Below are 13,834 nucleotides of genomic sequence, written 5' to 3' on the forward strand. Positions count from 1 at the left end.
CGGCCAAGGTGACGCGCTCGGCGCTGCAGAACGCCGCTTCCATCGCGGCGCTCTTCCTCACCACCGAGGCCGTCATCGCCGAGAAGCCCGAGAAGAACGCTGCTGCTCCGGCCATGCCGGGCGGCGGCGACATGGACTTCTAGGCCTTTTCTTCGCTGTTCATAACAAGAGCGGCCCGGTTTTCCGGGTCGCTCTTGTTTTCGTTTATCAGCCATTACGTTTCATAATTGATCCGCTACTCCGAGTGAGGAAAGGTGGTGATCACACACCTCAACGAAGGAGTAGAGGATGCTTTCCCGCAGCAAGCGTATTTTCGGCATCGCCATTCTGAGCGCGGCCGCCGCGGCCGCCGTCGCCATCCCTGCCCATGCGTCCAGCACCCCGGTCATCACCGGTCAGCTCATGAAAGTGGTGCAGGCGCCGCTCTGCCTGACCACGGGGACGCTGGCCGGCGAGTCCAAGCTGGGAGTCCCGCTCGTCGAGGAGCTGCTGCCGCAGCTCGGGGCCTCTTGCGCAGTGTTCGCCTGACGCCTGCCGCGCTCTCGGTCTCTCGGACGCCCCGCCCTTCGCGGTGGGGCGTCTCCCTTTTTCCGGCCCGCCCGTTACGGGTGGAGCGGTTCCCCTTTTCGTGCCTGCCGCACCGCCCTCGGGAGGGCGGTGCGGTCGTGGGCGCGGTCAGGTGCTGTAGGTCGGGACGACGTGGCCGCGGGCCAGGGTGTTGGCGGTGATGTTGAAGCCCACCACCGCCGGGCTGGCGTCGCTGTCCACGCCCAGCTTGTCGACCCCGAGGGCGTGCACCGTGAAGACGTAGCGGTGCGGGGTGCCGGGGGGCGGGGCCGCGCCGCCGTACTCCTTGGTGCCGTAGTCGTTGCGGGCGTGGACCGCCTCCGCGGGCAGGCCCTTGAGCTCCGGGCCGGTGCCCGCGCCCGCCGGCAGCTCCGTCACCGAGGCCGGGAGGTCGAACAGCACCCAGTGCCAGAAGCCGCTGCCCGTGGGGGCGTCGGGGTCATAGCAGGTGACGGCGTAGCTGCGGGTCTCGGCGGGCGCGCCGGACCAGCGGAGGTGAGGCGACTGGTTACCGCCCTTCATGCCCCAGTCGTTGAAGACGTGGAGGTCGTTCAGCCGCTCGCCGTCCTGGATGTCGTCGCTCTCGACCGCGAGCGCGGGAACCGACGGCAGGTGTTCATGTGGAAGCGGTGCTGGCACGGCATCCTCCTAGGTTGAGAGCTCCTTGCTCAGCCATCCTAGAAGCGGCCGTGCCCGCCGACGATCAGCCCGTCAGCTCGGCCGGCAGCGGCTTGTCGTGCAGGACCGTCAGGGAGGTCACCGCACGGGTCAGCACCACGTACAGCCTGGCCAGGCCCCTGGGTTCGGCCGCGACGATGTCCGCGGGCTCCACGACGATGACGTGGTCGTACTCCAGACCCTTGGCCAGGGTCGCGGGCACGATCAGGAGGCGGTGCTCCTCGTCCGAGTCGGGGCCGAGCACGGCGTGGGAGAGGCCGGTCAGCGCGCGGGAGACGTCGGCGACCAGGGCGTCCGGGGCGATGACGCCAATGGAGCCCTCCCTGGTGAGGACCTCCGCGGCGGCCTCCGCGATCGAGCCTCCGGGGCGTACCGCGAGCGAGCCGAGGCCGGGGCGCAGCGACCGCGGCGCGGCCAGGTCGGGGGCGATGGAGGGGAGCAGCCGGGCGGCGTAGTCGAGGACCTCCCGCGGCACGCGGAAGCCGAGCGTCAGCTCCGTCACCTCGCCTTCGCGCTGGCCCAGGTGCTGGAGCACCGACTCCCATGAGCTGGTCGACCACGGGGTCGTGCCCTGGGCCAGGTCGCCGAGGACGGTGGCCGAGCCGTTGCGGCAGCGGCGGCCGAGCGCTCTCAGCTGCATCTCGGAGAGGTCCTGGGCCTCGTCCACCACGAGGTGGCCCAGGGACGGGGTGCGCTCCATGAAGTCGCGCAGCTCGTCCAGGAGCGCGGCGTCCGCGGCGGACCATTTCGCGGACTTCCAGCTCCGGTACGGTTTCCGCCATATAAGCATTTCCTGCTCATCCGGCGACAAATCGGATTTAGCGGCCTTTGTCAGGAATTCGGGGTCGGAGAGGAGGCGATAAAGGACTTGCTCCGGCGTTAGTTTGGGCCAGACCGTATCGACGAGCTGTTTCACCGGTTTCGACCTGGCCACGGCGTCCTGCACCCGGTCGTCGGGCGATTCGCCGCGCTGCTCCATTCGTACGAGCACCATGTGGGCCAGCCGCTGCGCGAGTGCCGCCCGGCCGGGGTTGTATCGCGTGGTGCCGCGCAAGGAGGCCACGATCTCGCGTACCTCGTAGTCCGCCACCCGGTAGCGGTAGGCGCCCTTGGAGAAGACCACGCCGTCCTCGGGCTTGACGATGTGCAGCCAGAGCGCGCGTTCGAGCACCGCCGCCATCCTGGCGTCGCCCTTCAGCGCCGCCACCATCGGGTCCTCTTCTGCGGCGTACTCGCCGAGCAGCCCGCCCACCGTGGTCTGGTCGACCTTGACCTCGCCGAGCGCGGGGAGCACCGAGGAGATGTACGACAGGAAGGCGCGGTTCGGGCCGACGATCATCACGCCGGCCCTGGCGAGCCGCTCGCGGTGGGTGTACAGGAGATACGCGGCCCGGTGCAGGCCCACGGCGGTCTTCCCGGTGCCGGGGGCGCCCTGGACGCACACCGTCTGGGCCAGGGCGGATCGGACGATCTCGTCCTGGTCCGGCTGGATGGTGGCGACGATGTCACGCATCGGGCCGGTGCGCGGGCGCTCGATCTCGTCGGTGAGGATCTGCGACGGGCCGATCTCGCCGCCCTCGCCCAGCGGCTCGTCCTCGAACGCGGTCAGCGCGCCGCCGTGGTACCCGAAGCGGCGCCGCCGTACGACTCCCATGGGGTCGGCGGGGCTGGCCTGGTAGAACGCCTGGGACACCGGCGCGCGCCAGTCGATGACCAGGGGCTTGCTGCCGCCGTCGTGCACGTGGCGGCGGCCGACGTAGATCGTGCCGGGAAGGTCGTCGCCCGCCTGCCGGTCGAGGCGGCCGAAGAACAGCGGGGTGTCGGGGTGGTCGGCCAGCGCGGCGACGCGCTGGTCGAGGAGAGACTGGAGGATCTGCTGCGACACCCAGTCACCCGCCGCGTCCGCGGACAGCGACTGGGCGTGGGCGCGCATCGCCTTGAGCGCGGCCCTGGACTCGGCCAGGTGAGCCTGCTCGGAGGCCAGTACGTCGGAGGGTATGTCGGGGGCCAATTGGTGTCCGGGCATGCGAAAGCGCCTCCCTGGGTCGGAAACGAAGGTGGTAAGGCAGCGAATCGGCCAGTCTAATGGCGACGCGGGGCGGCCTCCAAAGCATTTACCCCTCCGGCCACCCACGCGCCGCGCCACCCACCGTCCTCGCTGTTCGCCCGCCGCTGCTCTCAGCCTCGGGGCCCAACCGGCGTCGTCGGCGGGGCTCCTCGGAGGGCAGGCACGGCGGCGGGTCGGGCGAGCGGTCATGAGGGTGGGGGGTGGGGCCGATGGGCGTCGCGTCCGCTCGCCCGGCCCGGGTCGGTAACCGGCGCGCGGCGGGGGAGGGATGCTCGACCGGGCGAAACGGCCTCGCGCTGCGCCGGGGAGTCCAAGGGCGGCGGTGGGGTGATGTTCGGGGCGAGTAGCGGTCTGCGGGGAGGGGTAGGGACAGGTGATGGCGCGGATTCAGCTGCGTTTTTCGCCGATCATTCCCACGATCGCCAGCTTCCTGCTCGCCGCCCTCTGGGCGTTGTCCGTCTTCGCGGGCTGGGGGTCGGAGGCGTTCTGCCAAGGCGGCGAGTCCGCTTCGACCTGCTCCCAACGTCTTGGTACGGTCTCCACGGTATCGGGGCTGTTCGCCGCGCTCGCCGCCTGCTGCACGGCGGCCGCCTGGCTCATCCCGTGGTCCAGGCAGGACCCGCGCACGTTCGGGCGGGTCATGGGCGCGGGGGTGGGCGCCTGGGTGGTCGCGGAGGGCGTGCTGTTCCTCGGCGGCCTGATGGCGCGGTAGGGCGCCCCCGCCGGCTCGAAGCTTCTCATCGGTAACAACCGGGAAATACCGAAAAATTCGGGCATATCAGGTGCGTTTGTCGGATCATGGGGGTATGTCGGAGGCGGCGTGATAGTACGCAGGTGAGGGGGGTGGTTCGATTGTCTTCGGCCCGCGGAGTTTCGTGGACGTGACAGCACGCTGAACATGCCTGGCCGCTCGTGACGAGCGGCCGGGCGTCACACCTCGCCGTGCACGTCGTCGGCGTCGATGATCTGGTACGCGTACCCCTGCTCGGCCAGGAACCGCTGCCGGTGCGCGGCGAACTCCTGGTCCACCGTGTCCCTGCTGACCACCGTGTAGAACCGGGCGCCCCCGCCGTCGGCCTTGGGCCGCAGCACCCGGCCGAGCCGCTGGGCCTCCTCCTGGCGTGAGCCGAACGTGCCCGACACCTGGATCGCGATCGCGGCCTCCGGCAGGTCGATGGAGAAGTTCGCCACCTTCGACACCACCAGCACCTGGATCTCCTTGTCGCGGAAGGCCTGGTAGAGCCGCTCCCGCTCCTTGACCCTGGTCTCGCCCTTGATGACGGGCGCGTTGAGGTGCTCGCCGAGCTCGTCGAGCTGGTCGATGTACTGGCCGATGACCAGCACCTGCTCGCCCAGATGGCGGCGGACCAGCGCCTCGGTGACGTGGGTCTTGGACGGCGTGGTGGCGCAGAAGCGGTAGCGCTCCTCGGACTCGGCCATCGCGTACGCCAGCCGCTCCTCGTCCGTGAGCGTGACGCGCACCTCCACGCAGTCGGCGGGTGCGATCCAGCCCTGGTTCTCCATCTCCTTCCAGGGCGCGTCGTACCGCTTGGGACCGATCAGCGAGAACACGTCGCCCTCGCGCCCGTCCTCGCGCACCAGCGTCGCGGTCAGCCCCACCCGCCGGCGGGCCTGAAGGTCGGCGGTCATCCGGAAGATCGGCGCGGGCAGCAGGTGCACCTCGTCGTAGACGATCAGGCCCCAGTCGCGGGCGTCGAACAGCTCCAGGTGCGAGTAGACGCCCTTCCGCCTGGTGGTCATCACCTGGTACGTGGCGATGGTGACGGGGCGGATCTCCTTCTTCGAGCCGGAGTATTCGCCGATCTCGTCCTCGGTCAGCGACGTGCGCTTGATCAGCTCGGTCTTCCACTGGTGGGCCGAGACCGTGTTCGTCACGAGGATGAGCGTGGTGGCCTGTGCGTGCGCCATGGCGGCCGCGCCGACGATGGTCTTGCCCGCGCCACACGGCAGCACGACCACGCCGGAGCCGCCGTGCCAGAACGCGTCCGCCGCCTCCTGCTGGTACGGCCGCAGCGCCCAGCCCTCCTGCAGCAGCTTGATCGGGTGGGCCTCGCCGTCCACGTAGCCGGCCAGGTCCTCCGCCGGCCAGCCCAGCTTGAGCAGGGCCTGCTTGACGTTGCCGCGGTCGCTCGGGTGGACGATGACCGAGTCGGCGCCGAGCCGCTCACCCAGCATCGGCTGGATCTTCTTGGAGCGCAGCACCTCCTCCAGCACCGCCCGGTCGGTGGAGGTCAGGACCAGGCCGTTGACCGGGTCCTTCTCCAGCCGCAGCCGGCCGTACCTGGCCATGGTCTCGGCGATGTCCACGAGCAGGGCGTGCGGCACGGGGTAGCGGCTGAAACCGATCAGCGCGTCGATGACCTGCTCGGCGTCGTGTCCGGCGGCGCGGGCGTTCCACAGGGCCAGGGGGGTGACGCGGTAGGTGTGCACGTGTTCGGGAGCTCGCTCGAGCTCGGCGAACGGTGCGATCGCCTTACGGCAGTCGTTCGCTCGTTCGTGGTCGACCTCGAGCAGCAGTGTCTTGTCCGACTGGACGATCAGCGGTCCATCGCTCACTGGCTTTTCTCCGTGGGGTTCCGTACGGGGCCTCGCGCAACAGGACCATCGTCTCCCGATCCTGGCTCTCCCGCTCCGAGACTCCAACAACCCGCGCGCCCGGATTAGTCCTCGGACGGGCCAAGAGCCGCGGCCGTCAGTCGTCGAGATAGCCGGACAGGCCCAGGAAAAGGATGATGCCGGCGCTGAGCACGAAGCCGAGCCCGAACATGATCCAGCTCCAGATCACCATCGTGCGGGCGGTCTGCGGCTCCGTGCGGCCCTTGCTGAGTGCCAGGCCGGCCAGGATCGCGCCGGGCAGGCCGAGGAAGTTGCAGCAACCGACGAGCGCGAGGAGGTTGAGCACGAGGGAGACGATCGCGTTGGCGCTGGGCCCGTCGTCGCGCCGCGGCGGGGGATAACCGTAGCCGTACGGCGGCGGCGGCTGCTCGCCGTAGGGGGCGCCATAAGGCTGGTACGGGTAGCCCGACGGATCTTCCTGGCTCATGTTCACCTCCAGACACGTCAACACTTATCACGGAAAGGAGGCGCGCCTGACCGCGCTGTGAGATCCCACCATGGATCGCCAGGCCGAAGGCGGTCAGTCGAGGCGGGCCCGCAGCGCCTTGCGATCGAGCTTGAGCACGCTCGTCACCGGCACCGAGTCCACGAACCTCACCTCGCGCGGATACTTCACCCGCCCCACGCGCTCGCGGGCCCACTCGATCAGCTCCTCGGCCGTCACCGTCGCGTCCTGCCTGAGCTGGACGAACGCCACTACTTCCTCGCCGATCCGCGGCTCCGGGCGGCCCACGACGCCCGAGACCACCACGTCGGGGTGGCGGTTGAGGGCGTCCTCGACGTCGCGGGGGAACACGTTGAAGCCGCCCCGGATGATCAGGTCCTTCTTCCTGTCCACGACATAGAGGTAGCCGTCGTCGTCCACGCAGCCGATGTCGCCGGTGCGCAGCTCCCTTCCGATCAGCGCGGTCCCCTCGGGGTCGGGTTCGTGCTCGCCCCAGTAGCCGAGCATCAGCGCCTCGCCCGAGACGCAGATCTCGCCGACGTCCCCGGTCTCCAGCTCCTCGCCCTCGCCGTCGCGGATGGCGATCGTGTAGCCGGGCAGCGGGAGGCCGACGCTGCCGGCCCTGCGCCTGCCCGGCGGGTTGAACGTGGTGACCGCGCTCGTCTCGGTCAGTCCGTAACCCTCGAGGATCTGCACGCCCGGCACCCTGCGCTCGAACTCCTCCAGCACGTCCCTGCCGAGCGGCGCCGCGCCGCAGGTGAGGAAGGACAGGTCGGGCAGCGGGTGCGACTCCAGCGGCTCGGCGAGGAGCAGCTGGATCATGGAGGGTACGACGGTGCCGTACTGGACGTGCTGCTCGGCGGCCAGCGCGAGGAACGTCTTCGGCTCGAACCAGCGCATCAGCACCGCCTGCTGCGGCTCCGTCGCGTGCATCGAGGCGACCGAGATGATCAGCCCGTACGCGTGCGAGAGCGGCACCGGCACCAAAGCACGATTTTTCCCTTCTTGGTGGGACATGTCCCAGACGTCCTTGGCCACCCGCCAGAGGCCACCGTGGCTCAGCATGACGCCCTTGGCCCGGCCCGTGGTGCCGCCGGTGTACATCAGAGCGGCCAGATCACCGGGGTCCCTGGTCACCGGGCCGCGTTCGGGTGCCCGTTCCAGCTCGGCCGTGTCCACAAAAATAGGGATGTCGACGGCGGTGGCCCGTACGGTCTCCACCAGTTCGGGCGAGGTGACGATCGCGGACGCGCCGCTGTCGAGCAGGATGTGCCGCAGCTCGTCGGCGCCCACCAGGGACACCGCCGGAGTGACCACCGCGCCCGCCGCCCACAGAGCCTGGTTGATCAGCGGCACTTCGGGGGAGTTCGCCATCATCACGACCACCCGGTCGCCGGGCCCGATCCCGCCCTCGGCGAACCCGCCGCACATCCGGCGCGCCCGCTCGGCGAGCGCGTGGCTACGGTGCCAGACGCCCTCGTAGAACGTCGCGTCGTGATCGTCGAAGCGGCCCCAGGACTCCTCGGCCAACTGGCCCAGCGTTTGCTCGGTCACATGCCCAACCTGATGCGATCGTGGTCACGCCGTCAACCCTTGACTGGTCATGGTGGACGGGGCCCAGTTGACCGGTAAATGACAACATATCTCCCTCTATAGTCGTTCGTGTTTTCTTGTTGGCCTAGATCGTGTAATGGTGGAAGATCTAGGGGCCATGGGGCCTGCCGAGGCAAGGGAAGTCATGATCGACATGTCCGCGTCAAGCGGCCCCGAACGCGAACGTCACGCGAAAGACCAGGTCAGGGTGGCTTTGGTGACGCTCTGCGAGCTCTTCGTAGTAAAAGAAGAAACTTGTTAGGCGTAGTTATTTTCTGTAGAAAACTTTCCAGTCAACCCTGAGGTGAATTCGTGACCGAAACGCCTGAATCGGGCGAGATCGACCTCGATGACATAACGCTCGGCCAGAGCTTCTTAACGGTGTACGAGCACCTGCGGCCGCTCGCCGCGCCGGTCACCAGGGACCTGAAGCGACGGGACGCCGACGCGCTCCTGCGCTCCTACCTGGAGCCCGGCTGCTTCCCCGAGGCCGTACGCCGGCTCAGCGTCCGCCACCTGCTCGTCCTCGTGGGCGAGGAGGAGACGGGCAAGCGGCTGGGCGCCATCGCCCTGCTCTCCCGGATGTCCCTGGCCGAGAGCACGATCACCGTGCTGTCGCCCGCCAGCAGCGCCGCCGACCTGCTGTCCAGGACCGAGTACGAGCCGGGGCGGGCGTACCTGCTGCACGACTGGATCGCCGAGAGCACCGACAGGATCGAGCTGCTCAACCTGGCGCGCAAGCTGGCCGAGCTGGGCTCGTACCTGGTCATCACCAGGAACGGCGTCCCCTCCCAGGCGGCCGAGGTGGAGCAGCCGTGGGGCGTGCCGGAGCCGGGGGAGCTGTTCGACCTGTGCCTCAGGGCGTACGGACTGCGCGCGGGCCACAGCCCCGAGGAGCTCACCCGGGCCCGGGACCTGGCGCTGACCCTGCCGACGCCGGCCGAGGTCGTGCGCCTGGCCGGACGGCTGGTGGGGGACGACGAGCCCTCGGGGGAGGACGTGGCGGCCTGGTTCGACACCAAGCCGCTGCTGCACGAGGTGCGGGAGGTGGCCGCGCTCGCGTTCCTGCATGGGGTGGGCGGGCCGGTGTTCGAGCGGCAGTTCACCAGGCTTGAGAGGATCTGCCAGGCGCAGGAACGGCGGGTGCCCCGCGTGTCCCATCCGCTGGTCGCCCATGAGGAGGGCCGCGTCGTCTTCCGGGTGCCGCACCACCGCGGGCAGGTGCTCGCGGAGCTGGTCGGACGGTACGGGTTCTGGCTGTGGCAGCCGCTGCGCGAATGGGTGCGGTCGCTGGCCTGGGAGGGGGCCGACGTCCGGACGCGGGCCGCCGAGGGGGTGGCGTTGCTGGCGGCGTACTCGCTGAAGGACGCCCAGCTGGAGTTCCTGGACGTGTGGGCGCGGGGCGGGAACGCGGAGCGGCTGGCGGCGGGGGACGCGCTGTCGTACATGTGCGCCGACGACACGCTCGCCACCGAGGCGCTCAGGATCGCGCTCGCCTGGACGGCCGATCCCCTGGACCCGCGGGCCACCGCGGCGGCCGTGGCGCTGGGCGGCGGGCTGTCCGTGCGGTATCCGGCCGACGCGGTGCGGCGGCTGCGGCGGCTGGAATCCGGTGGCGGGCCCTCGGCGGGTGTGGCGGGACGGGCGTCGGCGCTGCTGGCCGAGCACGCGGGCCGGTGCCACGACGCCCGGGCCCGGACGGTCACCGCGCTGTCCGCGCCCCTCGCCACGGACGCCTGACCCCACCCCGATGACGCTCGCCGGGGCCGCGGGACCCCGGCGAGCCCCCGCACGCCGGAACCCCGCGCATCGAGACCTCAACGCTCCGGGACCCCCGCGCCGCCACCCCCCCCGCGCCGGGACCCCCGCGCACCGGGACTTCGGCGCGGCGGAGGCCGGGGTCAGAGGCCGGCGACGCCGGTGATGCGGTGGAGGGCGAAGCGGTGGACGGCGGCCCGGGTCTCGTCGTAGGCGGTCAGGTAGCCGCCCTCCATCCGAGCCGGCTCCAGGATGCGCGAGGTCGCGTTCCCCTGCGAGTCGAGGTACCCGATCCACACGCGTACCCCCTGCTTGATCGCCTCCTGCAGGGCCGAGATCGTGGCCGTCGCGGGCCCGCGCGGCACCTGCCCGCCCGGCGCGTCCACGGGCTCGCGCCGCGCCAGGTGCGCCGCGTCACCGGCCCGCAGCGCGCGCACGGCCGCCGTCGCCACCTCCGGGTCCAGGCCGTTGGGCGACGCCACGGCGCGGACCGGCGCCAGCCCCTCGGTACGGCGGCTGTCGAGCTGCGAGATGATCACGTCGCCGTCGAGCGACTCGGCGACGGGCGCGTACCCCATCGCACGCAGCGAGTCGACCAGCGCCGCCCTGGACGAGCGGGAGGCGATCACGGTGGGGGCCAGCCTGCGCAGCCGCAGCGCGGTGGAGCGCCGGTCGGCGGTGATCTGGTCGAGCAGCGCCGGGTCGTCGCACCTGATGTACGCGCTGGCCGTGCCCACCCGGATGCGCCCGTGGCGCCTGGCCACGTCGGTCACCAGGTACGACAGCGCCTGCGGCACCGGCGTGGCCGAGTGGCGGGTCAACATCGACACCAGCTCCTCGCCCCCGTGCCCCGCGTCGAGCGCCCGCCTGATCGAGCTCTCGCTGAACCGGTAGACGGTGGCCCCGCCCTTCGACTCCACGTCGGCGGTGAGCGTCATCCAGCGGTTGAGCTCGCTCGTCAGCGGCCCCGGCGCGACGGCGGTGAGGTCGGCCTGGAGCAGCACGTGGTCGACGGGCTCGGGCAGCAGCGGCGCGAGCACCTCCGCGGGCTCGCCGCCTTCGAGCAGCGCCCGCCCGTGCGCCGACAGCGCGCCCAGCCCCGTCACGCCGACCTGCTCGGCCTCCCGCAGCGCGAACTCGGTGAGCTGCTCGCGCAGCGGCCCCCGGCGACGCGGCTGCTCCCAAGCCAGGCGTTCGAGGACCGAGTCGCGCGAAGGCGCGAGGCCGGGGGCGGCGGCGAGCACGCCCAGTGTGGCCGCCCTGACCCCGGGCGCGGAGGAGCGGCGCAGATCGGTGTGCAGGGCGTTGAACGGCCTGTCCCGATCGTCCCGGTCACCCACCAGGCCGGGTACGCGGTCCATGTGCAGCCAGGTGAGCGCGAGGGTGACCCACCGGTCTGCGGTCGCCCTGACCCGCCAGAGGTCGTAGCCGGAGGTCGGCAGCCACTCGCCGTCCACGCCGCCGCCCGCCGCGATCAGCCCGGCCGCGTGCGCCACCTCGATGACCAGCGCCGCCGCCCACTCGGGCAGGTCCAGCTCGCTCGTCGCGCGCTTGAGGTCGCGCACGCCCAGGCCGCCGGTACGCAGCACGCCGGGCGGCTCGACGCTCCACCGCTCGCACAGCTCCTCGACCGACCTGACGAACGCGAACGCCTGCCCGGCCGCCGTACGATCGGCCAGCTTCCGGTCGCGCGCCGTCCCTTCGAGCGGCGGCGGGAGGGCCAGCAGGCCGCGGTGTACCCGGCCGCCACGCAGGTAGAGGCCGACCTCGCGGGGAAGGGTCACGCTCTCCTCGCCGGTGGCCGCCAGCAGCCCTCTGGCCAGCAGCTCCTCGATGGGCGAACGGGCGGAGGCCACGCTCACCTCACGCCTGGCGTTGGGCACGCGCCCGGTCGGCGGCCCCCAGGCGAGCTGGTCGAGCGCGCCCCTGGCCTCGGGTGAGACGGACCCGACCAGGGCGGCTGGCTCCGCCAGCGCGGCAGCCAGCCGTTCCTTGCCCGAGCCCTCGGTGCCCGGCGCGACCTCGTCGGCCATCTCGTCGAGCTGCTCGGGCGCGTGATGCCGGAACGCGTCGACCGCCTTCGGCCCGAGCCCGGCCGGGTCCTCGAGCACCTTGCGCACGCCGGGCCCCAGGTCGAGCGCGTCGTCGGGCCCGAAGACCAGCGCCAGCTCGAACAGCCGGTCCAGCGCGGCCGACAGCGCGGGCTCGGCGTCGCGCGTCCCGCTCTCCGTGCCGCGCGCCCCGCTCTTGGCGTCGCGCGCGCCGCTCTCCGCGTCATCGTCCGTCAGGGCCGCGGCCACGAGCTCGCGCAGCCGCTCCTTGGGCATCGGCCCGTCCCGTACGGCCAGCGTCTCGACGACGGCCAGCGTGAAACGGTCGAGCCGGTCGAGCACCCTGGCGATCGCCGACGGGCTGCCCGCCCGCGACGCCAGGCCTTCCAGATGCGCGGGCACCGGAGTGATCAGCTCGGGCCGCGCGGAGACGAGCGCCCGCAGCTGTTCGTCGGTGCGCCCCCTGATCCACTCCGTGAACTCCATCGTTGCCATGGTATGTCCCACCTGATTGGGGCAGCATTGCTTGACGTGATAGAGCGCGCGGACCAGCTCGTCCTGAACTACGTCTCCAAGGCGGCCGATGCCGCCCACGGCGTGCTCAGGGCCGACCAGCGGCTCGACTTCGCCAAGCGATTGCGCGCCAGGATCGAGGAGGAGCGGCGCGGCAGCCAGAACGCGCGCGAGGTGTCGAAGGTGCTGGCCAGGTTCGGCGACCCGGTGGCGCTGGTGGAGCGCGAGGCACGCCGGCTCGTCGAGGCGGGCGTCCCCACCATGCGCACCCCCATGGGCTCCGCCGAGCAGGGTCAGCCGTCCGGGGACGAGAGCTCCACGCGGCGCTTCCCCACGATCGTGGACGACGCCGACGCGCCCCCTGGCGTCCAGACGTACCGGAGGATCGCCAGGGAGAGCCTCGGCAGGGGCCGGGGCCTGCCGTTCGCCGGGCTGCGCAGGATGGCCATGTCCAGCGCGAACCCCATGGCGACCGGCGGCAGGGACGCCAGGACCCTGGTCAAGGAGCATCCGCGCGACGCCGCCGCGATGGTCGTCCTCGTGGTGGCCGCGCTGCTGCTGCCGTTCGACCTGCCGCCGGTGGCGATCTTCGAGATCCCCGTGCTGGTGTGGGCGGCCGGGGCGGTGCTCGTGCTGTTCAGCGAGAGCTGGAGCCTGCGCGACAAGCTGCTCGGGATCGGGGCGCCGCTGCTCGGCTACTCGGCGGGCGGCGTGCTCGTCGGTGGCCTGCGGGTGGGGAGCGAGCCGGGGTTACAGGCGTTCTTCGCGCAGTTCTACAGCGTCAGCGGCACCATGTTCATGATCGGTACGGGGCTGGGCGTGGTGTGGCTGGCCTACCGGCTGCTCGACGTCAGCTGACCGGCGCGGGGCTGGGCAGCAGGCCGACCGCCAGGCGCACCCACCCGGCGACGAACTGGTCCTTGTCCGCGTAGCCCGGCAGCTCGCCCACCGTCTCCTGGAACAGCCGGTAGTGCACCACGGAGCCGCCCAGCACCACGGAGATGCCGGCCCAGTCGACCTCGACGTCCTTGTACTCGGGCTGCGCCCTGAACCAGGTGACGATCGCGTCGAACATGGGCTGCAGCAGCCCTTCCCTGACCACGGCGACCAGCTCGGGGAACTGGCTCAGGTCGCGGAAGAACACCCGGGTGAGCTCGGACTCCTCGCGGACCTTGGCCAGCCCGGCGCGGCACAGGTGGGACAGGCGATCTTCCAGCGCCGCCGACGCCTCCATGCTGCTCAGCTCGGCCAGGCTCTCCGCCACCTGGCTCCTGGTGCGGGCGGCGTGCTCGTTGATCGCCGCGGCGAGCACTTCGTACTTGGACTTGAAGTGCCGGTAGAGCCCGCCGGCTCCGGGCGAGAGCCCTGAGGCGGCCTCGATCTCCGCCACGGAGGTGGCGGAGTAGCCCCGCTCCGCGAACAGCCGCAGGGCCTCATCGATGATCCGCGCACGGGTCGATCTGGTCATATCTATCCTGTTACCTCCGCCTTGAGAGTAGTCGCAGTGTGTGGCGGGGACCGCAC

General features: G+C 71.2%; 11 protein-coding genes. 4 read left to right on the forward strand and 7 right to left on the reverse strand.

All coding sequences use genetic code 11. From position 1 onward, the window contains the following. Window positions 1–288: 288 nt before the first annotated feature. Window positions 289–528, forward strand: coding sequence for a hypothetical protein (locus ACWEPL_RS03050; RefSeq protein ID WP_350738540.1), 240 nt, complete (start codon window positions 289–291; stop codon window positions 526–528). Between the two features lie 147 nt (window positions 529–675). Here ACWEPL_RS03050 and ACWEPL_RS03055 read toward each other — a convergent pair whose 3' ends face one another. Together ACWEPL_RS03055 and ACWEPL_RS03060 are read right to left on the reverse strand one after the other, a co-directional pair. Next, complete coding sequence (locus ACWEPL_RS03055) at window positions 676–1,206, reverse strand: YbhB/YbcL family Raf kinase inhibitor-like protein (RefSeq protein ID WP_452434925.1); 531 nt, start codon at window positions 1,204–1,206, stop codon at window positions 676–678. Between the two features lie 64 nt (window positions 1,207–1,270). Further along, entirely contained in the window at window positions 1,271–3,271 is a 2,001-nt protein-coding gene (locus ACWEPL_RS03060; RefSeq protein WP_452434927.1) for a HelD family protein, read from the reverse strand. 418 nt (window positions 3,272–3,689) lie between these two features. Between ACWEPL_RS03060 and ACWEPL_RS03065 the strand changes: the two genes are divergently transcribed. Beyond that, complete coding sequence (locus ACWEPL_RS03065) at window positions 3,690–4,025, forward strand: hypothetical protein (RefSeq protein ID WP_350738530.1); 336 nt, start codon at window positions 3,690–3,692, stop codon at window positions 4,023–4,025. Between the two features lie 218 nt (window positions 4,026–4,243). On the opposite strand, the gene ACWEPL_RS03070 is transcribed toward ACWEPL_RS03065, so the two are convergent. The 3 genes from ACWEPL_RS03070 to ACWEPL_RS03080 form a co-directional block, all read right to left on the reverse strand. Continuing rightward, window positions 4,244–5,890: a DNA repair helicase XPB gene (locus ACWEPL_RS03070; protein ID WP_363970150.1), complete on the reverse strand. Its 1,647-nt coding sequence runs from the start codon at window positions 5,888–5,890 to the stop codon at window positions 4,244–4,246. Window positions 5,891–6,026: 136 nt separating this feature from the next. Next, a complete protein-coding gene (locus ACWEPL_RS03075; protein ID WP_452434930.1) occupies window positions 6,027–6,377 on the reverse strand; it encodes a hypothetical protein in 351 nt (116 codons plus the stop codon). 93 nt (window positions 6,378–6,470) lie between these two features. Then, entirely contained in the window at window positions 6,471–7,949 is a 1,479-nt protein-coding gene (locus ACWEPL_RS03080; RefSeq protein ID WP_452434932.1) for an AMP-binding protein, read from the reverse strand. Window positions 7,950–8,300: 351 nt separating this feature from the next. Between ACWEPL_RS03080 and ACWEPL_RS03085 the strand changes: the two genes are divergently transcribed. Further along, window positions 8,301–9,728, forward strand: coding sequence for a hypothetical protein (locus ACWEPL_RS03085; RefSeq protein ID WP_452434934.1), 1,428 nt, complete (start codon window positions 8,301–8,303; stop codon window positions 9,726–9,728). A gap of 161 nt (window positions 9,729–9,889) precedes the next feature. On the opposite strand, the gene ACWEPL_RS03090 is transcribed toward ACWEPL_RS03085, so the two are convergent. Continuing rightward, the gene (locus tag ACWEPL_RS03090) at window positions 9,890–12,283 is read right to left on the reverse strand and encodes a helicase-associated domain-containing protein (RefSeq protein WP_452434936.1); all 2,394 of its coding nucleotides are present in this window, start codon (window positions 12,281–12,283) and stop codon (window positions 9,890–9,892) included. 45 nt (window positions 12,284–12,328) lie between these two features. On the opposite strand from ACWEPL_RS03090, the gene ACWEPL_RS03095 reads away from it, so the two are divergent. Beyond that, entirely contained in the window at window positions 12,329–13,168 is an 840-nt protein-coding gene (locus ACWEPL_RS03095; protein ID WP_363970160.1) for a hypothetical protein, read from the forward strand. Here the strand turns inward: ACWEPL_RS03095 and ACWEPL_RS03100 are convergent. Then, entirely contained in the window at window positions 13,161–13,778 is a 618-nt protein-coding gene (locus ACWEPL_RS03100; RefSeq protein ID WP_363970162.1) for a TetR/AcrR family transcriptional regulator, read from the reverse strand. The genes ACWEPL_RS03095 and ACWEPL_RS03100 overlap by 8 nt on opposite strands. Window positions 13,779–13,834: the final 56 nt, after the last annotated feature.

The sequence above is a fragment of the Nonomuraea sp. NPDC004186 genome (genome assembly GCF_053603495.1).

Excerpts from the sequence above, each read along its gene's own strand:
- ACWEPL_RS03050 (WP_350738540.1), top strand. The coding sequence starts at position 289 with ATGCTTTCCCGCAGCAAGCGTATTTTCGGCATCGCCATTCTGAGCGCG.
- ACWEPL_RS03060 (WP_452434927.1), bottom strand. The coding sequence starts at position 3,271 with ATGCCCGGACACCAATTGGCCCCCGACATACCCTCCGACGTACTGGCC.
- ACWEPL_RS03065 (WP_350738530.1), top strand. The coding sequence starts at position 3,690 with ATGGCGCGGATTCAGCTGCGTTTTTCGCCGATCATTCCCACGATCGCC.
- ACWEPL_RS03075 (WP_452434930.1), bottom strand. The coding sequence starts at position 6,377 with ATGAGCCAGGAAGATCCGTCGGGCTACCCGTACCAGCCTTATGGCGCC.
- ACWEPL_RS03090 (WP_452434936.1), bottom strand. The coding sequence starts at position 12,283 with ATGGAGTTCACGGAGTGGATCAGGGGGCGCACCGACGAACAGCTGCGG.
- ACWEPL_RS03100 (WP_363970162.1), bottom strand. The coding sequence starts at position 13,778 with ATGACCAGATCGACCCGTGCGCGGATCATCGATGAGGCCCTGCGGCTG.